The 21,546-nt window shown below is 62.1% G+C and carries 18 protein-coding genes; 9 read left to right on the forward strand and 9 right to left on the reverse strand.

The window, feature by feature from the left end:
• Nucleotides 1-93 precede the first annotated feature (93 nt).
• From V1283_RS15185 to V1283_RS15200, 4 genes are all read right to left on the reverse strand, one after another.
• Complete coding sequence (locus V1283_RS15185; RefSeq protein ID WP_334387277.1) at nucleotides 94-1,134, reverse strand: hypothetical protein; 1,041 nt, start codon at nucleotides 1,132-1,134, stop codon at nucleotides 94-96.
• 12 nt (nucleotides 1,135-1,146) lie between these two features.
• The gene (gene uvrA, locus V1283_RS15190) at nucleotides 1,147-4,131 is read right to left on the reverse strand and encodes an excinuclease ABC subunit UvrA (RefSeq protein WP_334387278.1); all 2,985 of its coding nucleotides are present in this window, start codon (nucleotides 4,129-4,131) and stop codon (nucleotides 1,147-1,149) included.
• A gap of 281 nt (nucleotides 4,132-4,412) precedes the next feature.
• Complete coding sequence (locus V1283_RS15195; protein ID WP_334387279.1) at nucleotides 4,413-5,069, reverse strand: outer membrane protein; 657 nt, start codon at nucleotides 5,067-5,069, stop codon at nucleotides 4,413-4,415.
• Nucleotides 5,070-5,299: 230 nt separating this feature from the next.
• A complete protein-coding gene (locus tag V1283_RS15200; protein WP_334387280.1) occupies nucleotides 5,300-6,049 on the reverse strand; it encodes an outer membrane protein in 750 nt (249 codons plus the stop codon).
• A 556-nt stretch (nucleotides 6,050-6,605) separates the two neighbouring features.
• Between V1283_RS15200 and V1283_RS15205 the strand changes: the two genes are divergently transcribed.
• The 4 genes from V1283_RS15205 (at nucleotide 6,606) to V1283_RS15220 (ending at nucleotide 11,389) form a co-directional block, all read left to right on the forward strand.
• On the forward strand, nucleotides 6,606-7,097 hold the full coding sequence (locus V1283_RS15205; RefSeq protein ID WP_334387281.1) for a single-stranded DNA-binding protein: 492 nt from the start codon (nucleotides 6,606-6,608) through the stop codon (nucleotides 7,095-7,097).
• Nucleotides 7,098-7,393: 296 nt separating this feature from the next.
• Entirely contained in the window at nucleotides 7,394-7,792 is a 399-nt protein-coding gene (locus V1283_RS15210; protein ID WP_334387282.1) for a DUF2306 domain-containing protein, read from the forward strand.
• Between the two features lie 204 nt (nucleotides 7,793-7,996).
• Nucleotides 7,997-10,726, forward strand: coding sequence for a DNA gyrase subunit A (gyrA, locus tag V1283_RS15215; RefSeq protein ID WP_334387283.1), 2,730 nt, complete (start codon nucleotides 7,997-7,999; stop codon nucleotides 10,724-10,726).
• A 153-nt stretch (nucleotides 10,727-10,879) separates the two neighbouring features.
• The gene (locus V1283_RS15220) at nucleotides 10,880-11,389 is read left to right on the forward strand and encodes a hypothetical protein (protein WP_334387284.1); all 510 of its coding nucleotides are present in this window, start codon (nucleotides 10,880-10,882) and stop codon (nucleotides 11,387-11,389) included.
• A gap of 189 nt (nucleotides 11,390-11,578) precedes the next feature.
• Here the strand turns inward: V1283_RS15220 and V1283_RS44725 are convergent, their stop codons facing one another.
• Entirely contained in the window at nucleotides 11,579-13,063 is a 1,485-nt protein-coding gene (locus V1283_RS44725) for an ATP-binding protein (protein ID WP_442895747.1), read from the reverse strand.
• A 123-nt stretch (nucleotides 13,064-13,186) separates the two neighbouring features.
• On the opposite strand from V1283_RS44725, the gene V1283_RS15235 reads away from it, so the two are divergent.
• Nucleotides 13,187-13,324, forward strand: a complete 138-nt coding sequence (locus V1283_RS15235; protein ID WP_334387285.1) for a hypothetical protein — start codon at nucleotides 13,187-13,189, stop codon at nucleotides 13,322-13,324.
• 52 nt (nucleotides 13,325-13,376) lie between these two features.
• Nucleotides 13,377-13,577, forward strand: coding sequence for a hypothetical protein (locus V1283_RS15240; RefSeq protein ID WP_334387286.1), 201 nt, complete (start codon nucleotides 13,377-13,379; stop codon nucleotides 13,575-13,577).
• A gap of 144 nt (nucleotides 13,578-13,721) precedes the next feature.
• Here the strand turns inward: V1283_RS15240 and pcaB are convergent, their stop codons facing one another.
• On the reverse strand, nucleotides 13,722-15,059 hold the full coding sequence (gene pcaB, locus V1283_RS15245) for a 3-carboxy-cis,cis-muconate cycloisomerase (protein ID WP_334393075.1): 1,338 nt from the start codon (nucleotides 15,057-15,059) through the stop codon (nucleotides 13,722-13,724).
• Between the two features lie 196 nt (nucleotides 15,060-15,255).
• Entirely contained in the window at nucleotides 15,256-16,920 is a 1,665-nt protein-coding gene (locus tag V1283_RS15250; RefSeq protein WP_334387287.1) for a thiamine pyrophosphate-binding protein, read from the reverse strand.
• A gap of 267 nt (nucleotides 16,921-17,187) precedes the next feature.
• Here V1283_RS15250 and V1283_RS15255 point away from each other — a divergent pair, with 267 nt between their 5' ends.
• Complete coding sequence (locus V1283_RS15255; protein WP_334387288.1) at nucleotides 17,188-17,766, forward strand: dihydrofolate reductase family protein; 579 nt, start codon at nucleotides 17,188-17,190, stop codon at nucleotides 17,764-17,766.
• A 48-nt stretch (nucleotides 17,767-17,814) separates the two neighbouring features.
• Here the strand turns inward: V1283_RS15255 and V1283_RS15260 are convergent, their stop codons facing one another.
• The gene (locus V1283_RS15260) at nucleotides 17,815-19,734 is read right to left on the reverse strand and encodes a potassium transporter Kup (protein WP_442895748.1); all 1,920 of its coding nucleotides are present in this window, start codon (nucleotides 19,732-19,734) and stop codon (nucleotides 17,815-17,817) included.
• 188 nt (nucleotides 19,735-19,922) lie between these two features.
• The gene (locus tag V1283_RS15265; protein WP_334387290.1) at nucleotides 19,923-20,180 is read right to left on the reverse strand and encodes a hypothetical protein; all 258 of its coding nucleotides are present in this window, start codon (nucleotides 20,178-20,180) and stop codon (nucleotides 19,923-19,925) included.
• 274 nt (nucleotides 20,181-20,454) lie between these two features.
• Between V1283_RS15265 and coaD the strand changes: the two genes are divergently transcribed.
• Both coaD and V1283_RS15275 read left to right on the forward strand, forming a co-directional pair.
• A complete protein-coding gene (gene coaD / locus V1283_RS15270; RefSeq protein WP_334387291.1) occupies nucleotides 20,455-20,952 on the forward strand; it encodes a pantetheine-phosphate adenylyltransferase in 498 nt (165 codons plus the stop codon).
• Nucleotides 20,953-20,999: 47 nt separating this feature from the next.
• Nucleotides 21,000-21,542: a peptidylprolyl isomerase gene (locus tag V1283_RS15275; RefSeq protein WP_334387292.1), complete on the forward strand. Its 543-nt coding sequence runs from the start codon at nucleotides 21,000-21,002 to the stop codon at nucleotides 21,540-21,542.
• Nucleotides 21,543-21,546 lie beyond the last annotated feature (4 nt).

Genomic DNA, 21,546 nt, shown 5'->3' on the forward strand with positions numbered 1-21,546 from the left:
GAGTTAAGCCGTGCGCGCGACCGATGCTCGCGGATGGAGCGAAGCGGTAGATTACGCTTCGCTAGTCCGCCCGACGCTTGCCGACATGCTGCCCTAATACTTAAACACGGTGCTGAAATGAAGTTCAGACAAGTTTTTCGAAATTACAAGCCTAAGAAGCAGCACGAGCATTCCAATCGCAAACAATTGACTGTTGTACTCTTCGTCAATTCGCTTCTTACTTTCCTCTTCATCATTGCGAAAGAACGATCGTATTTGTCGATCGCCGTGTATCATTCTCGAACGGAAATTATATGAATCGCCAATCATTTTTGAGAGCCATGCGGCATCGATTTTGTCCGCGAAGAGTGCGCCTAGTTTCTCTCTAAGCTGTCCCACTGATGACCGACCATTCTCAACTAAGAGCGCCTCGATCCCAGCAAGTGCCCAAATGAGGTCAGACAATTCGTCGTTTCGAAACTGACTAACAAACAACCTTGTGAAGTAGTTTAGTGCGCGCGATGCTGGTGTATCACTGTATCCATCGAATATGCCGTTCTGCGCAAATGTCCATTTGATGACCTCGTTGATTCCCACATCAATCTCAGGAAATGCGCTATTCTCCCTTAGGAATTCAATCGACTCATGAATTTCAGATAAATAATAGCGATCTACTCCGTACCTAGCGCCATCGACTATCCAGATATTTCCAATAGGACGTACCGCGCCTTGATATGCGATGGATAATGCGCAAAAATAATTTTGAATCGTCAACTCGAGATAGTGGGGCAGGAGGTCTTTCCAATCTGAGATGGTCCGATCTGTTGTTTGCGCAACTTTTGCGCCCTTTTGATCTGTAGCGAAAAATCTATCTTCGCCCGGAAATTCGAATAGGCCCGTGAATTCCAAAACGGCATCGCCGACCTGAAGGAATGGCGTCTTGCTAAAGAAGCGTGTTTTCTGGCTAATGGTGCAGGCACGGGCAGTAACGGCCAACAATTGTCCGTTGCAGGCAAAGCTGCCACGTATTGGGATGGTCTTTTGCCTTTCAAAATCGTTGAAGAATTGATGATAGAGATGTGAGGATATGTCAGAGTCCATCCGAAGGGGTGGATGGATCGCATACACCGCCTTCAACTTCGTCGAAGTTTGCACAACATTGTCCTCTCACTCCGCCGCCTCACTGGCGCTGCTGCTCTTCCGCGGCTTGCCATCCGCCTTCTTCAGCACCGGCGCCAGGAATTTCCCCGTATAGCTCCGCGGCGCTTTCACAATGTCCTCCGGCGGACCCCAGGCGACGATCTCGCCGCCGCCGTCGCCGCCTTCGGGGCCGAGGTCGATCACCCAGTCGGCGGTCTTGATGACCTCCAGATTGTGCTCGATCACTACCACCGTGTTGCCCTGCGAGACCAACTCGTGCAGCACTTCCAGAAGCTTTGCGACGTCGTGGAAATGAAGCCCCGTGGTCGGCTCGTCGAGGATGTAGAGCGTGCGTCCCGTCGCGCGCTTTGACAGTTCCTTGGCAAGCTTGACGCGCTGGGCTTCACCGCCGGAGAGCGTCGTCGCCTGCTGGCCTACATGGATATAGTCTAGGCCGACACGATGCAGCGTCTTGAACGTCTCGCGCACGCGCGGGACCGCCTTGAAGAATTCGGCGGCTTCTTCCACCGTCATGTCGAGCACGTCGGCGATGCTCTTGCCCTTGAACAGGACTTCCAGCGTCTCGCGGTTGTAGCGCTTGCCCTTGCAGGTGTCGCAGGTGACGTAGACGTCGGGCAGGAAGTGCATCTCGATCTTGATGACGCCGTCGCCCTGGCAGGCCTCGCAGCGGCCGCCCTTGACGTTGAAGGAGAACCGTCCCGGCTCGTAGCCGCGCGCTTTCGCCTCGGGCAGGCCGGCGAACCATTCGCGGATCGGCGTGAAGGCGCCGGTATAGGTCGCGGGGTTGGAACGCGGCGTGCGGCCGATCGGTGACTGGTCGATGTCGATGATCTTGTCGATATGCTCCAGCCCCTCGATACGGTCATGAGGTGCGGCGCCCTCGCTGGCGTTGTTGAGCTTGCGGGCGATCGCCTTGTAGAGCGTGTCGATCAAAAGCGTCGACTTGCCGCCGCCGGAGACGCCGGTGACGCAGGTGAACAGGCCGAGCGGAATTTCCGCCGAGACGTTCTTCAGATTGTTGCCGCGGGCGTTGACGACCTTGATGGTGCGCCTGTGGTTCGGCGGCTTGCGCTCGGGGATCGCTACCGACATCTCGCCGGTGAGGTATTTGCCCGTCAGCGAGTTCGGGTTCTTCATGATCTCGGCGGGCGTACCCTGCGCCACGATGTGGCCGCCATGCATGCCCGCGCCGGGACCGATGTCGAGCACGTAGTCAGCGAGGCGAATCGCGTCCTCGTCGTGCTCGACCACGATCACGGTATTGCCGAGGTCGCGCAGCCGCTTCAGCGTTTCCAATAGCCGCGCATTGTCGCGCTGGTGCAGGCCGATCGAGGGCTCGTCCAGCACGTAGAGCACGCCGGTGAGACCCGAGCCGATCTGGGAGGCGAGGCGGATACGCTGGCTTTCGCCGCCGCTCAACGTGCCGGAGGCGCGCGCGAGCGTGAGATAATTCAGGCCGACGTCGAGCAGGAACGACAACCGCTCGCGGATTTCCTTCAGCACGCGCGCGGCGATCTCGTTCTGCTGGGCGTTCAGCGCCTTCGGCACGGTCTCGAACCATTCGCCGGCCCGGAGCACCGACAATTCCGAGATCTCGCCGATATGCTTGCCGCCGATCTTGACGCACAGCGCCTCGGGCTTGAGCCGGTGGCCGTTGCAGCCCGCGCAGGGGATGTCGGAGAAATACTTTGCCAGTTCCTCCCGCGCCCATTCGCTCTCGGTTTCGCGATAGCGGCGCTCGAGATTGGTGATGACGCCCTCGAACGGTTTCTTGGTGTCGTAGGAGCGGACGCCGTCCTCGTAGGAGAACTTGATCTCGTCGTCGCCGGAGCCGGTGAGGAGGGCGGCTTGCGTCTTCTTCGGCAGGTCCTTCCACTTGGTGTCGAGCGTGAACTTGTAGAATTTGCCGAGCGCGGTCAGCGTCTGGATGTAATAGGGCGAGGACGATTTTGCCCACGGCGCGATCGCGCCCTTGCGCAAGGTCATCTCCTTGTCGGGAATGACGAGGTCCTCGTCGATGTGCTGCTCGACGCCGAGGCCGCCGCAGGCCGGGCAGGCGCCGTAGGGGTTGTTGAACGAGAACAGCCGCGGCTCGATCTCGGGGATCGTGAAGCCGGAAACCGGGCATGCGAATTTTTCCGAGAACAGAATCCGTTCCGGCCCGCTCTTGTCGTGGATTTTTGCGGTCTTCTTGTCGGACTTTTTCTCTTCCGCAGCGCCTGCCGGCGCGTCGGCGTATTCGATCACGGCCAGGCCTTCGGCGAGCTTCAGCGCGGTCTCAAAGCTTTCGGCGAGGCGCTGGCCGATGTCCGGACGGACCACGATGCGGTCGACGACCACGTCGATGTCGTGCGGGAATTTCTTGTCCAGCGTTGGCGCTTCCGAAAGCTCATAGAAGGTGCCGTCGATCTTGACGCGCTGAAAGCCCTTCTTGAGGTATTCGGCGAGCTCCTTCTTGTACTCGCCCTTGCGGCCGCGCACGACCGGCGCCAGCAGATAGAGCCGCGTGCCTTCGGGCAGATCAAGCACGCGGTCGACCATCTGCGAGACGATCTGGCTTTCGATCGGCAGCCCCGTCGCGGGCGAATAGGGTACGCCGACGCGCGCCCACAATAGCCGCATGTAGTCGTAGATCTCGGTGACGGTGCCGACGGTGGAGCGCGGGTTTTTCGACGTGGTCTTCTGCTCGATCGAGATCGCAGGCGACAGACCGTCGATCTGGTCGACATCCGGCTTCTGCATCATCTCCAGGAACTGGCGCGCATAGGCCGAGAGTGATTCGACGTAGCGGCGCTGGCCTTCGGCATAGATCGTATCGAACGCGAGCGAGGATTTGCCGGAGCCGGACAGGCCGGTGAACACCGCGAGTTTGTCCCGCGGAATCTCGACGTCGACGTTCTTGAGATTGTGCTCGCGCGCGCCGCGGATGGTTATCGCGCGTGATGCGGAGCCGGCGGGTGGTTGGCGCTTCGCCCTGAGCACTTCATCCATATCGGCATTTCCAGACGCGTGGGAGACGCGCCACGTTGGGCGCGCATTGCCCGCGAGAACCGGGATCAGGCGCCGATGATTGAAAGTCGGAACATAGGAAGAACGACGAGGGATTTCCAGTGCCGCGTGCGAATCATCAACGGATTGTTTGTGCTGTCCTTCTTTGGCAGCAGCAGTCAGCAGCTCCGATCGGAACTCCCCAAATAAATTCGCCTCCGTTCCGGATCGCGGAACGGAGGCGCAGGCATTTTCAGCGGGAATACTTGGATCAGCGGGAAGTCTTAGAAGTGATAGTTCACGCCGACCTGAACGCTGTTCAGGTTGAGCGTTCCGCTCGCAACGCCCACGACAATGCCAGGGAAATTGTAGGTTTCGCCCTGGAAGCTGCGATAGAGGTACTCGGCCTTGACCGACCATTTCGGTGCGAACATGACCTCGACACCAGCGCCGACGGTCCAGCCGGAGTGGAAGTGGCTGTCCGAAGCGCTCAGGCCGAGCAACGTGGCGGTCATGCGGTTGTCGGCCCAGGCGTAGCCGCCGGTGCCGTAGACCAGGACCTGATCGAAGGCATAGCCGACGCGGCCACGAACGGTGCCCATGTCGCGAATCTTGTCGCTGACCGAGGCGAGGCCCACGATGCCCACGGTGGCGCCCACGTCAGCCCAGGCGGCATCCGCTTCGATGCCGAGCACGACGTTACCCATTTGCCAGTTGTAGCCAGCGGTGCCGCCGGCGAAGCCCCCGCTAAGCGTGCCCAGGCCGTCGGAGTTTTCCTGGGCGTAGCCGCCCATCGCGCCGATGTAGAACCCGCTCCAGTTATTGATCGCAACTGCCATCGGCGGCGCCTTGGTATAGGGCCGTGCAGCCAGATCTGCGGCGGCCGCAGGGGCGATCCCAAGCGCGATAAGAGCGGTCGTCGTCAGCAGAATTTTCTTCACGTTCTTCTTCCTTCCTTCGGGATTTCCAACGCAACTATGCGCGTAGTCAATTTGAGGTTGCTTGCGCATATAGCGTGAAGTCATCGCATAAGGCTGTCGCCGAAAAACCACATCCGCGGCAAAAGATAGGTAATCTGCAACCGCAGCGGGTGCGCGTAATCCTGCGGTACAACCAAACAAAAAGGCCGGCGTTGAGCCGGCCTTTCCGTATTCCGTTTGCTGTGTCGCGATCAGTACTTCGCGATGACCGGGCCACCCCAGCGGTAGTTGACGCGAACCGTGACGAGGTCGACGTCCTGACGGATGCGATCGGCGGCGAAGAAGCCGCCACCCACCGGAGAGATGAAGGTGTAGGTGCGGTCCTGCATGAACAGGTGGTCGTATTCGATGGCGGCCGACCAGTTCGGAGCGAAGCCGTATTCGAGGCCGACACCGACCACGCCACCCCAGCGGGTGTCATCACCGGTGGTGCCGGTGACGATGCCCGTGGGAATATCGACGATGCGGAAACGATCCGCGGTGACGGCCGCGCCGCCCTTGACGTAGAACAGAACGTTGTTGGCGGCCCAACCGACCTGGCCGGTAATCAGGCCGAATGCATCGATCTTCGATTCGTTCCTGGAGCCGAGGAAGAGCGTGCTCGCGTTGCTGCCCCTGAAGTCCGCCCAGTTGCCCTGGCCTTCAATACCGAACACCCAGGTGCCGGTCTGCCAGCGATAACCGATCTGACCACCGGCGGTGCCGCCGGTCGCGTCATGGCAACCCTCACCGCCGATAAAGAGAGCAGGCGCCACCGAATCCCAGCACTTGCGGCTCGAACCCCAACCACCGTTGGCGCCGATATAGAAGCCGCTCCAGTCGTACACGACGGCGATCGGTGTCGGCGGGGCCTTGACGTAAGGACGCGCCGCGAGGTCGGCAGCCGCCGCTGGTGCCGCGAACGCGATGAGAGCAACCGTACCTAACAGAAACTTCTTCATCCTCTATCTCCAGCTCTTGCCCGCTTCCGTTGGTCCCGAAGCGTTGCCGTGATGACGCGAGCGCCCGCGCCGGTAGGTAATTTTATAGCGTGACTCGCTCAAAAATTGCGTCTCCAAATTGCAACACTTGTGACCCAAAATATGGAGTCAAGCTCATGATATACTTACGTTATTCACGCTAGCGGGCGGAACTTTCAGTTCCATTTTGTCATTTTCTGGGCTCGATTGTGGCGAACTGAGGTCGCCATATAGTTGAATGGCGAGTCGGCCCCGAGACGACCCCCAGTCGACCCCATAGCGACGTGAGATTCCGGAACAAAGCTGGAACACCTGCAGGGGCGATGCTATATGTGGATAACCGCAGACTTGCCGAGGGATCGCTAAGTCGGCGGGCTTTGCGAGCGTATAGGGTCGTTTCAGATGTCCTGATGCGGACGCAGCGAGCGGACAAGGCGACAGGTCAAGAAACTGGCGACAGGTCAGGAATTGAAGGCGGCCGGCACTTGGCGGGCTCGACCAGTGATTTTTGCCCGGCGATATCGAGTGGAGAGCGGCGATGGCGGGAAGCGTAAACAAGGTGATTCTGGTCGGCAACCTCGGCAAGGATCCTGAAATCCGGCGGACACAGGACGGGCGGCCGATTGCCAATCTGAGCATCGCGACGTCGGAAACCTGGCGCGACAAGGGCACCGGCGAGCGCAAGGAAAAGACCGAGTGGCACCGCGTCGTGATCTTCAACGAGGGACTCTGCAAGGTCGCCGAGCAATATCTGAAGAAGGGCGCCAAGGTTTACATCGAGGGCGCGCTGCAGACCCGCAAATGGACCGACCAGAGCGGCGTCGAGAAATACTCGACCGAAGTCGTGCTGCAGGGCTTCAACTCGACCCTGACCATGCTGGACGGCCGCAGCGGCGGCGGTGGTGGCAGCTTCGGCTCCGACGATGCCGGCGATTTCGGCTCCAGCAGTCCGGCCAGTTCGGCGCCGCGGCGGGCCGTGGCCGCCGGCGGTGGCCGCAACAGCGACATGGACGACGACATCCCGTTCTAAGCTGGAAGCCTGATCAATTGCCACGCAAGGTGACGCGTCCTCAGGGCAGGCGTCGCTCCGCAGCAAGGCAGTGGGGGCGCATGCGCCCGCGCTTCCAAGGCATTAGCGGCATTCCGTAAAAGCCAAACCCTCTGCTCCCGTTGCGATTTGCGGCCCGCCCGCCATCGGGACGGAAGCTTCGATCTCGACTTAACTTGACAACGTCAAGATTGAACTTGACGGTGGAAAGATTGATGTGAATACTCCTTACATGAGACCGGGCTGCTGGCTTGGTCGAATGAACGCGGGAGTTTCAAATGTCGCTTGCGCCGTTGCTCAATGCCGCTCCTGCAATACCCCTTCATGCCTTTGCGGCGATGGCCGCCTTCGCGCTTGGCGTGGTGCAGCTCGCAGCTCCAAAGGGGACGCTGCCGCACCGGACGATCGGCTGGATCTGGGTCGGCCTGATGGCCACCGTCGCCGCCAGTTCGCTCTGGATCCACGAGATCAGGCTGTTCGGCCCGTGGAGCCCGATCCATCTGCTCTCGATCTACGTTCTGATCATGCTGCCGATCGCCGTTATCGCCGCACGCCGCCATAATGTACGGCGCCATCGCCTGGCGATGATCGGCATGTTCACGGGCGGGTTGGTCATCGCCGGCCTGTTCACCTTCCTGCCGGGGAGGATCATGCATGCCGCGGTTTTCGGCCAATAGGCGGACGAGCGAAAACGCCGTTTTGGGCGCTGCCTTTCCGGTCCCAAAATGGCGGTTCCAGCAAGGCTCGCGAGTGACGCCTTCAATCCCGGTAAGTCCATGAAAAAACGAGCGGAAAAACAGCGCGTCCGGAGCGCTTCGGGGTGGTTATCGGACCCCCGATGCGCTATATGATTCTCAGCTGAGAACTGACCGGATTCCCCTTTGTCTGACCCTGAAGATAACAAGCCCGGCGAGCCGCCGGAGCCCTCCGATATCCGTCCCGTTTCCATCCTCGACGAGATGAAACGCTCCTACCTCGATTATGCCATGAGCGTGATCGTGGCACGCGCGCTGCCGGACGCGCGCGACGGGTTGAAGCCCGTGCATCGCCGCATTCTCTACGCGATGCATGAGAACGGTTTTGAGTGGAACAAGTCGTACAACAAGTCGGCGCGTACCGTCGGCGACGTCATCGGTAAATACCATCCCCACGGCGATCAGTCGGTCTATGACGCGCTGGTGCGTCTGGCGCAGGATTTCTCCATGCGCGTGCCGCTGATCGACGGCCAGGGCAATTTCGGCTCGGTGGACGGCGATACGGCGGCCGCCATGCGGTACACCGAATCCCGGCTGACCAAGATCGCGCAGACGCTGCTCGACGATATCGACAAGGACACCGTCGATTTCCAGGCCAATTACGACAGCCGCGACCGCGAACCGACGGTGCTGCCGGCGAAATTCCCGAACCTTCTTGTCAACGGCGCCGGCGGCATCGCCGTCGGCATGGCGACCAACATCCCCCCGCACAATCTCGGCGAAGTCATCGATGCCTGCGTGGCGCTGATCGACAATCCGGCGCTTACGATCGACGACCTCATCAACATCGTGCCGGGACCGGATTTCCCGACCGGCGGCATCATCCTCGGTCGCCAGGGCATCCGCTCGGCCTATCATCTGGGCCGCGGCTCGATCGTGATGCGCGGCAAGGTGACGATCGACACCATCCGGAAGGATCGCGAAGCGATCATCGTCACCGAAATTCCCTACCAGGTGAACAAGGCCACCATGGTCGAGCGCATCGCCGAACTGGTGCGCGAGAAGAAGATCGACGGCATCTCCGACCTGCGTGACGAATCCGACCGCGACGGTTTTCGCGTCGTCGTCGAACTGAAGCGCGATGCGGTGCCCGACGTGGTGCTGAACCAGCTCTATCGTTTCACGCCGCTGCAGACGAATTTCCCGGCCAACATGGTGGCGCTCGACGGCGGCCGGCCGCAGGTGATGAACCTGAAGGACCTGCTGACGCTGTTCGTCGCGTTCCGCGAGCAGGTGGTCACGCGCCGCACCAAATTCCTGCTCAACAAGGCCCGCGACCGCGCTCATATCCTGGTCGGTCTTGCGATTGCGGTCGCCAATATCGACGAGATCATTCGCGTCATCAGAACCTCGCCCGATCCGACCACCGCGCGCGACACGTTGATGTCGCGGGACTGGCCGGCCAGGGACGTGGAAGCGATGATCACGCTGATCGATGATCCCCGGCACCGGATGGCGCCCGACGGAACCGCGCGGCTTTCGCTGGAGCAGGCCAAGGCCATTCTCGACCTGCGTCTGCAGCGGCTGACGGCGCTCGGCCGCGAGGAGATTTCGGAAGAGCTCGACAAGCTCGCGGTGGAAATCGCGGATTACCTCGACATCCTGCGCTCGCGCGCGCGCGTACAGGCGATCATCAAGGAAGAGCTTGCGGCGGTAAAGGACGAGTTCGCCACCCCGCGCAAAACCGTCATTATCGAGCAGGAAGGCGAGGTCGAGGACGAGGACCTGATCCAGCGCGAGGATATGGTGGTCACGGTCTCGCATGCCGGTTACGTCAAGCGCGTCCCGCTCTCGACCTATCGCGCCCAGCGGCGCGGCGGCAAGGGAAGGGCGGGCATGCAGACCCGCGACGAGGACTTTGTCAGCCGCCTGTTCGTGGCCTCGACCCACACGCCGGTGCTGTTCTTCTCGTCGCGCGGCCAGGTCTACAAGGAGAAGGTCTGGCGGCTGCCGGTGGCGGCGCCCAACGCACGCGGAAAGGCGCTGATCAACATCCTGCCGCTGGAGCAGGGCGAGCGCATCACCACCATCATGCCGCTGCCGGAGGATGAATCCTCTTGGGGCAATCTCGACGTGATGTTCGCCACGACAGGCGGCACGGTTCGCCGCAACAAGCTGTCCGACTTCGTCGATGTCCGCCGCTCCGGCATCATCGCCATGAAGCTCGGGGAGGGCGAGGCGATCGTCGACGTGCAGATCTGCACCGAGCGCGACGACGTGCTGCTGACGGCGGCCGGCGGCCAGTGCATCCGCTTCCCCGTCACCGATGTGCGCGTCTTCACCGGCCGCACCTCCATGGGCGTGCGCGGCATTGCTTTGGCCGAAAACGACACGCTGATCTCGCTGGCGATCCTGCGCCATGTCGAGACCACCTCGGACGAACGGTCGGCCTACCTCAAGATGCGCCGTGCGGTGGCAGGCGAGGCCGCCGCCGAGGAAACCGCCGAGGCGGAGACCGATGAGGCGTCGACCGCGATCCAGCTTTCTTCCGACCGCTATGTCGAGATGTCGGCGCAGGAGCAGGTGGTATTGACGGTTTCCGTCAACGGCTACGGCAAGCGCACGTCATCTTACGAGTACCGCACCACCGGCCGCGGCGGCAAAGGCATCGTCGCGATGAGCGTCAACAACCGCAACGGCAAGCTGGTGGCGTCATTCCCCGTCGAACACAGCGATCAGATCATGCTGGTGACCGACAAGGGCCAGCTCATCCGCTGCCCGGTCGAGGACATCCGAATCGCCGGCCGCTCGACGCAAGGCGTCATCGTGTTCGATACCGCCGAGGACGAACACGTGGTGTCGGTCGAGCATATCGGCGACGATGGGGAAAACGGCGAGAATGGCAACGGCGGCTGAGGCCGGTCTGCAGCGAATAGCCCAGGTGGAGCGAAGCGCACCCGGCGCGCCGCGCCAGGGTTCCCGTGCACGGTAAACCTGCTCTTAACCATAGATTGATACACAGTTGCGGTGTCCGGGTGGTGACCGTCCGGCTAAACGGGAGCGGATATCATGCCCGTCGAGATGCTGACGTATGCCGAGCTGGGAGAAAGGCTCAAAGTTTCCCCGGAGGCTGCCCGTGCTCTGGTGAAGCGACACCGATGGCCGCGCTCGCGCGCCAACGACGGCAAGACGCTTGTCCAGGTCGATCTCAGCGAATTCAGCCATTCCCCAATATCCCGTCAGCCGCAAGCTCAGGCCGATCACCAGGTGGTCACCGCCCTAAAGCAACATATCGAGACCTTGCAGACCGAGCTGACAGAGATGAAGGTGATTGCCAGCGGCTATCGGGCCGACTTTGAGAGAGAATGCGAACGCACCAACAAGCTGTTGGCCGAACTTCTCAAAGCCAGCACGGAAAGCGCGGGAGCCCGGGAAAAGGCAGCGCTGCTCGAAGGTAAGCTATCGATGCTGACGCAACCCTGGCGACGTCGGCTGGTCGATGCTTTCACCCTTGCCCTGCCACAGGTCGCCTCCAACCCTCGCGAGAGCGCCGGCCCCATAGCCCAGTCACAGAATTGAACCGGCTTGCCACGCGCCGGGCTCCGGCGTGACCGCCACAAACTTCAGCGCTCGCGTCCGTAGCTGCCAGCGGTAGCCCGGGTGGAGCGCAGCGTAACCCGGGATCGACCGATCCGCCGGCGCGACATTCCCCGAATTTCGCTTCGCCACATCCGGGCTACGACGCTTGTCGGGCTCTGGCGATTCGCATCATTCCGCGGCAAACGGCGCTTCGCGCGGCACGATGATCCGGATTTTCGTTCCCGCGCCAGGCTTGGTTTCCAGGTTGATCCGGCCCCCCAAGCGATTCGTCACGATGTTGTGGACGATGTGTAGTCCGAGGCCGGTGCTGCCCTGGTCGCGCCGGGTCGTGAAGAATGGATCAAACACCTGGCGCTTGACCTCCGGGCTCATTCCGCAGCCGTCGTCTGAAAACAGCACTTCAACATTGTGCTTCCCCGACGCCTGCGCCGCGATACGGACCGATCCCCGTGCGCCGTCCGGAAAGGCGTGCACCGCGGAATTGATCACCAAATTGGTGAGCACCTGGCCGTAAGGTCCGGGATAGCTGTTCATGGCGAGATTGGGCTCGCATTCGACGCTGACCGCAAGATTTCTGCGCAGCCCGTACCGCAGTCCTTTGACGACCTGCCTGGTCACCTGGCCGAGATCAAAGCCTCTCCGGTCCGAAACGTTGCGATCGGCCGCAACCTGCTTGAACGACTGTATCAAATCGATCGCGTGATTGAGGTTGATCATGACTTGCGACGCCGCCTCCCGGCCGGCCGCAATGAATTCAGTCAAGGTCGACCGACGCACGCCGCCGCCGGCGACATTGGCTTCAAATCGATCGGCCTTGTTGAGGAACGCCGAGGCGACGGTCAAGCTGGTGCCGACGGGGGTGTTGAGTTCGTGGGCTACGCCGGCCACCAGCCTTCCCAGCGCGGCCAACTTCTCGGTCTGCACGAGACTGTCCTGCGCGGCGCGGAGATCCTCGAGCGATTGCGACAATTGCCGCGTGCGTTCCTGAACCTCGGTGAACAGCCGCGTGTTCTCGATGGCGATGACTGCCTGACCGGCGAAGGTTTTCAGGAGCTCGACCTGCGCCCTGGGAAATAATTGCGGCTCAAGCCGCATGACTGCGATGGCGCCGATCGCGACCTCGTCGCGCAACATCGGCACGACAAGGATGCTGCGATAGCCGGAGGTTCGCTGCAGTTCGCTGTATCCGCCGGAGATCAGCACATCCGGCTCGTGCACGACGCGGCGCTCGCGAATTGCAACCGAGATCAGATTTTTGCTGGTCAGGGGGGCCGGGTAGGCCTTGCGCACCGCGGCCACCGATTCCGGAGAGAACTGATCGTGCGCGACCAGATCGACATGGTCGCCATCCCGGCGATAGACCGCGCTCAGCACACTCTGGCACAGCCGCGCTGCGTTCTTGACGATCCTGTCGAACACCGACTGGATGCCGGTCGGCGAGTCCGAAATGAGGCTCAATATCTCGGCTGTCGCTGCTTGCCGCTCTCTGGCCTCCTGAAGTTCGATCGCAAGTTGTTCGACGTCCGGTGCGGCGGGAGCTTCGACTTTCGTTTTTGCGGGGCCGGAGACGCGCGCCGCTTTTGACGCCTGGCGGCGCTTTGCCGTGGTCGCCGCGCGGTTGCCCGATCTGTTTGGTCCGCCGCCTGCTTTCATTACCTGCCCCAAGCCTCAAGATAAGCCATCGTATCGGCTTAGGGCTGCAAAGGGGAAGGGCGTCCCGCGTCTGCTTGGGTCAAAACAGACATGTCTGCTTTTGGACCACTGGAGGACGCAGAAATGGTGCTGTACGTGGAACGCGCTCGCGTGCCGTTCAGCCTCGCCGGTCGCAAGCCTTGCGGTCTTTCGCGCGTCGGCTTGTTGCATTCTCCTTTCGTCGAACAGTATTCCTCCGGCTTGGAAAATCCCTTCTCGTAGTGCATTTGCTCATAATGTGCTGAATTTATCGTAGTTTGTGTGAGTGACGGATATGATTAGTTTTCGTCGTCTTCAGGCTTTGCTGCAAAGCGCTGATGAAATGGCCAAGCTGATTGCTGAACTTTATGACCTTCGAATACGGGTTCAACGGGCCGAGGCGACAGCGCTTGCCAGGCGGCATGTCGCCGCAAGAAAGTCGGGCGGCGCTGTTGCGGATTTGACCCGGCGGACGGCTGGGACGAGGCTCAACTGAGCGGTCGGCGCGAGAGAAAACTCGATCGGTCAGAGGTGCTCCCGAAGGCGGGCGTCGGCATGCAGAGTGCGCCCGCCAGACCAAAAGCAACTCGCGGCCGTCAAGAGTTCGTGACCGATCCTCCCAGGTTTTGATTGTTTTTGCTTATCGTTTGATGTGACGCGCGAGCACACGGTCCACCATCGCCCCGGCCGTTCCGAGATAGTTCGATGGCTCGCACAAGGCGGCGAGTTGATCGTGGGGCAGGGCGGATGCGATCGCCGGCCGCCGCAGCAACGCGTCGAGCAGCGGCTCACGGCGCGTGAAGGCATCGCGGCAGGCGGCGTAGACCTCGTCATGCGCAAGCTGCCGGCCAAGCGCGGGCGCGAGCCCCATCATGACCGCTTCGGCCACGATTAGGCCGCGCGTGGAATCGAGGTTTCGCTTCATTGCCGCCTGATCGACGATCAGGCCGGAGAGCATGAATTGCGCCTGCGCGAGCGAGCCCGCCGTCAGTAGACAGACCTGCGGCAACGCCATCCATTCGGCATGCCACGGGCCGGTGGCGCGCTCGAGATCCTGCACCATGGCGTCGAGCATCAGCGAAGCGGCGTCGCGCGAGATTTTTGCGTTGGCCAGCAGAATTTCCGACGAGATTGGATTGCGCTTCTGCGGCATGGTCGAAGATGCGCCGCGGTGCGAGGAGAACGGTTCGAACACCTCGCCGATCTCGGTCGCCATCAGGATCATGACGTCATAGCCGATCTTGCCGAGCGCGCCGCAGATCACGGCAAGCGTCTGGACCATTTCGACCAGCCCGTCGCGCGCGACATGCCAGGTAATGTCAGGCTCGGTGAGACCGAGCGCGCGGGCGTAGGCGGCGCGCACGACGAGGCCGCGGTCGCCGAGCGAGGCCAGCGTCCCCACGGCGCCGCCAAGCTGCGCCTGCAGGGCACGAGGCTTGGCTTGTTCGAGCCGCTCGGCCGAGCGCTGCAGCGCCGAGAGCCAGATCGCAGCCTTGTGCCCGAACGTGATCGGCAGGGCCTGCTGCAGATGGGTTCGCCCTGCCATCGGCGTATCGCGATGGAGGCGGGCGATATCGGCGAGCGTGGCCATGACCTCGGTAAGCTGGGTGTCGATCAGCTTAACCGCTTCGCGCAGTTGCAGCACGGTCGCCGTGTCCATGACGTCCTGGGTGGTCGCCCCCCAATGCACGTAGCGGCCGGCTTCGCCGAGCCGCTCGGAGAGCTGGCGCACCAGGCCGACGATGGGATAGCCGACATTCTCGGTGTCGTGTTTCAATTGCGCGCTGTCGAGTGCAATCTCCGGTGCCTTTTGCGCGATCACCTCGGCCGCCTCGCGCGGAATGACGCCGGTTTCGCCCTGGGCCACGGCAAGCGCCACTTCCGCCTGCACATAGGCCTTGAGGAGGGCTTCATCGGAACATGCCGCCCGCATGGCCGGGGTGGAGAACACGTCGCGATAGAGGACGCTGTCGAACATGGTGCTGGCCACGGCGGTTCCTTTTCAAAAATGCAAGGCCATAACATTTACATGTGCAAACTTGTCAAGCGCGAGGGGCGGGCGCCGTTGAGGCTCGCGGTGGTCGCGTCCGATCGCGTCGTCCCTCAAACGCGTGGCGGCCGTCACCCATGCAGCCTGCCATTCCGAAAGCCCGGCAAGCGAAGCTTCAGCGCGGCTAGCGCTTGCCTTCGATGGCAATCTCGACGAGATACGGACGGTCCGCCGCAACGGCCTTTGCTACGGTGCCGGCGATGTCTTCGGCCTTCTCAACCCGGACAGCTTCGACGCCCATGCCGGCTGCGAGGCGCACGAAGTCGAGCGCGGGGCCGGTGATATCCATGTTTTGATAGGGATGCTGGGTGCCGGCTTCGAAATTCTGACGCCAGACATCCACGTTGTGTTTGAGGATGCGGTACTCGTGGTTCGCAAGCACCACGAACACGATCGCAAGCTTGTGGTGCGCGGCAGTCCACAGCGCCTGGATCGCATACATCGCAGAGCCGTCGCCGGAGACGGCGACGACCGGTCGGTCCGGCATTGCGACCTTGACGCCGATCGCGCCGGGAAGGCCCTGGCCGATGCCGCCACCACGACCGCCGAAATAATCGCCGAAGCCGCGATAGTCGAAGGCGCGCGCAAGATCGAGGCTGGCCGTAATGCTTTCATCGACGATGACAACATTGTCGGGTAGCCCGCGGCGAAGTTCCGCGGTGACGCGCGGCATCGAGTTGGGCTGGCGGTTCCAGCTCTTCTCGACGCGCGCGCGATAGGCCTCTTTCTCTTTCGCCTGCAATTCGGCCAACGAGGCATTGCGGATTTGCGTGGCCTGTTTGAAGTCCGCGCCCGCCTTTGCGCGTAGCGCTTCCGTCAATGCACGGAGGCTGACGGCGATGTCGCCGACGATGCCGGCATCGAGCCGGTTGTTGAGTGCGAGACGTTCGGCAGAAGCTTCGATCTGCAGCAGGGACACGCCGTCGGCAATGTGGCCACCCGGCGCAAACCAGATGTCCTCGAAGAAGGGACCGCCGATGAGCAGCACGAGATCGGTATCGCCGAGCGCCTTTCGCACCTGCCGGGCGTCGCCGGGGAGCGACTGACGGTAGCTCGGATGGCTGGTCGGGAAGGGCGCGTGATGCCGCAGCCCTTCGAACCACACGGTTGCTCCGATTGTTTCCGCCAGAGCCACCAGCGCCTGTTCGCCGCCCGATCTTGCAACGTCGTCGCCGGCGATGATGGCCGGCTTCTTCGACTTCAGAAGCAGCGTGGCCAGCGCTTCCACGCCGGCCGGATCGGGTCGCGTCGATCGCCACAGATTATCCGGCGTCGACGCATCGACTGCGGTTTCCTGTTCCATGACGTCGATCGGCAGCGATACGAACACCGGGCCCTGTGGCGCGTCAGTCGCTACCTTGAACGCACGCCGCATGATCGGTGCGATTTCGTCGGCACGCTCGATCTGCACGCTCCACTTGGTCACTGGCGCTGCTATCGCAACGAGGTCATGGCCGAGCAGCGGATTTTTGAGCCGCATTCGCGTGTCTTGCTGACCGGCAGTTACGACCACGGGCGAATTTGCTTTCAGCGCGCCGTAGAGCGAACCGATGCCGTTGCCAAGGCCGGGAGCGACGTGCAGGTTGGCGACGGTGACGCGTCCCGACGCCTGCGCATAGAAGCTGGCGGCGCTGACAGCGACGCCTTCATGCAGCGCCATGATGTATTCGATTTGCGGAAATGCCGGCAAGCTGTCGAGCAGCGGCGTCTCTGTTGTGCCGGGATTGCCGAAGATATGGCGCACGCCGTGCGACACGAACGATTCCATCAGCACACGACGTCCGCGCATTTTTCTCCCTTTCGATTGCTCTGATCCGTTTTGTGCATCATCGGCCGGGACGCCGTCCATGGCAACCGGGCATGGCGCTTTGCGCCCGCGCGGCCGGCTGCGTCTTCCGCATGCTTTGGCCGGAGCTGCGAGCGCAGGTCCGTCTTCTAATTCACAAGCGAACAACTCGCCTATTGCGAGCGCGCGACTAGAGTAGCTGTTCTGCTGCCCGCAACAGCCACAGCTGAACCGCGTGACTACGGTATCGGAAGATTGTATGCTTGTCGCATGGGACTACTGATCTTCAGCACCAACGTCACCTTAGACGGCTGTGTCGACCACCAAGAAGGAATCGCCGACAACGAGACACACGCCTTCTTCACTCGCCTCATGGACGAGAGCGGGGCGATGCTGTGGGGCCGCGTCACGTACGAGATGATGGAGGGCTACTGGCCAGCGGTCGCCCGCGGCGAAGCAGAGGTACCGCCGCCGATGCGCGAGTGGGCGGTTAAGCTGGATGCCAAGCCGAAGTACGTGGTGTCGTCAACGCGAAACGACTTTCCGTGGAACAATAGCCACCACATCGCCGGTGACCTGCGAACAGGCGTGCAGAATCTCAAGGGTGCGACCCCGGCGGGCGTGCTCCTCGGTAGCGGCAAGCTCGCGGCTGAGCTGGATCGGCTGGATTTGATCGACGAGTACAAGTTCCTCGTTCACCCCAGGATCGTCGGCCACGGCCCCACTCTGTACGAGAGCGGCTTGCCGAGCGCGCGACAGCTCGAATTGGTTTCGGCGAAGCCGCTCCGCAACGGCGTTGTTGCTATGCACTACCGACGCTCTTTGACGAAAGTCGCAAGGCAGGAATAGCTCATGGCCGGGTTTTCTCTGCGGCAACAAAATTAATGAGTATGCGACCTAGATCTCGATCTCCGTGCCGAACTCCACCACCTGCTTGGTCGGCACGCCGAAGAAGGCCGCCGAGCGCTCCGCGTTTCGTTGCAGGAACGCAAACAGGGCTTCCCGCCACACCCACATGCCCGGGATATCCTCGCGCGGAATGATGGTCTCGCGGCCGATGTAATAGGTAATGTCGCTGAGGTCGATGCCCGGCAGCTTGCCTTGCTTGCAGGCGAGGATCAGCCCCTCGTAGAGCGTCGGATATTGCATGAAGCCGTAATGCAGGATGACGCGGGTGATGCCCGGGATGATCTCGACGATCTCGGCGCGGTCCTCGTCGGAGATGCGCGGGGCCTCCTCGATCAGCACGGTCACCAGCAGCACGCGCTGATGCAGCACGTGATTGTGCTTGACGAATTGCGTCAGCGCCAGCGGCACCCCCGTGGGTGAGGACGCCATGAACACGGCGGTGCCGGAGAGCCGCGCGTGGCAGCGGTTGACGGCGGTCTCGATCAGATCCTCTTCCGGCTGGCGCAGGTTTCCGCGTGCACGCTCCACCAGTTTGACGCCGCTGCGCCAGGTCAGCATCACGAAGGCGATGATCGCTGCGAGCAGCAGCGGAAACCAGCCGCCCTCGAACAGCTTGACGGAATTGGCGGCAAAGAAGACGCAGTCGATGGCAAAGAAGAATCCGTTGACCGCGATCACGATGAACGGCGAATAGCCCCACTGGATCGCCACCAGCGCCGCCAGCAGTGTGGTGATGGCCATCAATAGCGACACGGCGATGCCGTAGGCGCCGGCGAGGGCTTCCGAAGAGCCGAAGTGCAGCACGGCTCCCAACGTCGCCGCCGCCAGCAGCCAATTCACCAGCGGCACGTAGATCTGGCCGATCGCGTCGCTGGTGGTGTGCTCGATATGCATGCGCGGCAGGAAACCGAGCTGGATCGACTGCTGTGTCAGGGAAAACACGCCCGAGATGATGGCCTGCGAGGCGATCACGGTGGCGAGGGTGGCGAACGCGACCAGCGGGTAGTGCACCCAATCGGGCGCGAGCTGGTAGAACGGATTTTCAAGCGCGGAAGGGTCGGTAATCAGCAGCGCCGCCTGCCCAAAATAGTTCAGCACCAGCGCGGGCAGCGCCACCGCGAACCAGGCGAGCCGGATTGGAAATCGTCCGAAATGGCCCATGTCGGCGTACATGGCCTCGCCGCCGGTCACGGCCAGAAATGCGGCGCCGATAATGGCAAAGCTGACGTGGAAGTTCTGGTGGATCAGGAAATCGAAGGCATAGAGCGGGCTGACGGCGGCGAGCACGCCGGGCGCCATCACGATGCCGTGGATGCCGAGCGCGGCGAGCACGGCGAACCAGCCGACCATCACGGGACCGAATATCCGGCCGATAAAGCTGGTGCCTTGCCTCTGCATGACGAACAGCCCGATCAGGATCACGACCGTGGCCGGCACCACGGCGGGCGCGAGCACGGGCGCGTCGACCTTCAGGCCTTCGATGGCGCTCAGCACCGAGATCGCCGGCGTAATCGCGCCGTCACCATAGAGCAGGGCGGCGCCGATGAGGCCCACCACCAGCAGCTTCGCGCGCCACGTTCCGGCCGGCGCATGGCGCGCGTGGAGCAATGCCAGCAGCGCGACGATGCCGCCTTCGCCGCGGTTGTCCGCGCGCAGAATCAAAAGCGCGTATTTGATCGAGATGATCAGGATCAGCGCCCACAGGATCAGCGACACCACGCCGAGGACGGCGTCCGGTGTCAGCGGCCCGCCATGGGTGGCGGCCTTCGCCGCTTCCTTCAGGGCGTAGAGGGGGCTGGTACCGATGTCGCCATAGACGACGCCAAGGGCGCCAAGCGTGGCTGCTGCGGGGAGTTGAGAGGAATGGCCGGCAGTTGCAACTGGCGTACTGGTCACTGGCACCCCCATTGACATCGCGTCCGCCGGATCAGCCGAGGGGCGCGATCAAATACCAGTGTGCGACGAGACGCCGCAAATTGCCATGGGGTTCCGATTGTCGCCGTGGACGGCGCCGCCGAAATCGAAGAGGTCCTCGGGGGGCATCCCGAGGACCTCAAACCAGAGCAATCTGGCAGCAACTGAAAAGGTGGACGCCCTTACGGCGTACGATCAGCGGTAACCAGGCGCGCTTCCTTCACCATCGACTTGGAGCCGGCGGTACGGAGGCAGGACGCCTCGAAATTCGGCCAGGCCTGCTGCGAGCAATCCTTGCCGACGGTACGGATATCCAGGCGATCACCCTTGGCGAGCGCCTGCGGCACACTGGCTTCGACCTGGGGGGCAAAGCCGGGCAATACGGTCAGCGCAGCCGCAATGAACGCAGCAGCAGCGATTGCGGAAAAAGCCTTGATCATGACGGTCCCCTGTCGTGGGCCTTGGCGGCCCCGTCGCTTCGTTGGATGGACTTGTAGCCAGCGCAAGTTTCCGGCCGTCTTCGCCAACTCCGAAAATGGTTTCGTCGGGCCCGAGTTTTGTTTCGTCGTCCATTGGCGGACGAAACATTGCCGGCCCGCCCCGGGGAGACGCCCGGGGCCCGGGACTGGTTCATTGGCCGATCCGAAAAAAACCGGTCCAGGGAGGAACCGGGTCCGGCTTGCCGGACCGCCCGGGGCGGGGTAGGAGGGACCCATGCCCCGTATCGCGCTCTATCCCGGCTCATTCGATCCCGTCACCAACGGCCATCTGGACGTGGTGAGGCACGCCGTCACCCTGTGCGACCGCCTGATCGTCGCGGTGGCGGTCCATTCCAGTAAAAAGCCGCTGTTCTCGATCGAAGAGCGCCTGGCTATGCTTCAGGAAGTATGCGGACCCATCGCCCAGAAGGCTGGCTGTGCCTTTGAGTGCGCGACTTATGACAATCTTACTGTCACAGCGGCCCAGAAGGCGGGCGCGACCATCATGATTCGCGGACTGCGTGACGGCACCGACCTCGACTACGAGATGCAGCTCGCCGGCATGAACGAGACCATGGCGCCCGAAGTGCATACGGTATTCGTTCCGGCCTCCCCGGCGGTCCGCCCGATCACGGCCACACTGGTGCGCCAAATCGCCCAGATGGGCGGGGATTTCTCCGCTTTCGTGCCGTCATCGGTCGCAGCCCAGCTCAAGGCCAAATTCACCAGCTAGCCGCCCCGTCGGCGCTCCTCGACCCGACCTCTTGATCCGGAGTTTTCATGATCCGCATTCTCGCACTCGTCGCCGCGCTCGTCTGTGCGGTTCCTGCGATCGCCCAGCCGCTGCCCGCCAATCTCGACAAGGCGAATGCGATCGTGATCGACACCACCAAGGGCCGCATCGTGATCAAGCTGCGGACCGATCTGGCGCCCCAGCATGCCGAGCGCATCAAGCTCCTGGCGCGCGAGGGTTACTACAACAACGTGCCGTTCCATCGCGTGATCGAGGGATTCATGGCGCAGACCGGCGACGGCAAGAATTTCAACGGCACCGGCGGTTCGAAATATCCGAACCTGGCGGCCGAATTCTCCAACGTGCCGTTCAAGCGCGGCATCGTCGGGATGGCGCGCGCGGCAAGCAACGATTCCGCCAATTCGCAATTCTTCATCATGTTCGCGGAAGGCGCGTCGCTGAACGGGAAGTACACCGTGATCGGCGAAGTGGTGTCGGGCATGGACGTGGTCGACAAGATCAAGCGCGGCGAACCGGTCGCCGATCCCGACAAGATGGTGAAGGTGCAAGTCGCATCCGACGTCAAGTGAGGCC

The organism is Bradyrhizobium sp. AZCC 2262, assembly GCF_036924535.1.
Lineage (GTDB): Bacteria > Pseudomonadota > Alphaproteobacteria > Rhizobiales > Xanthobacteraceae > Bradyrhizobium.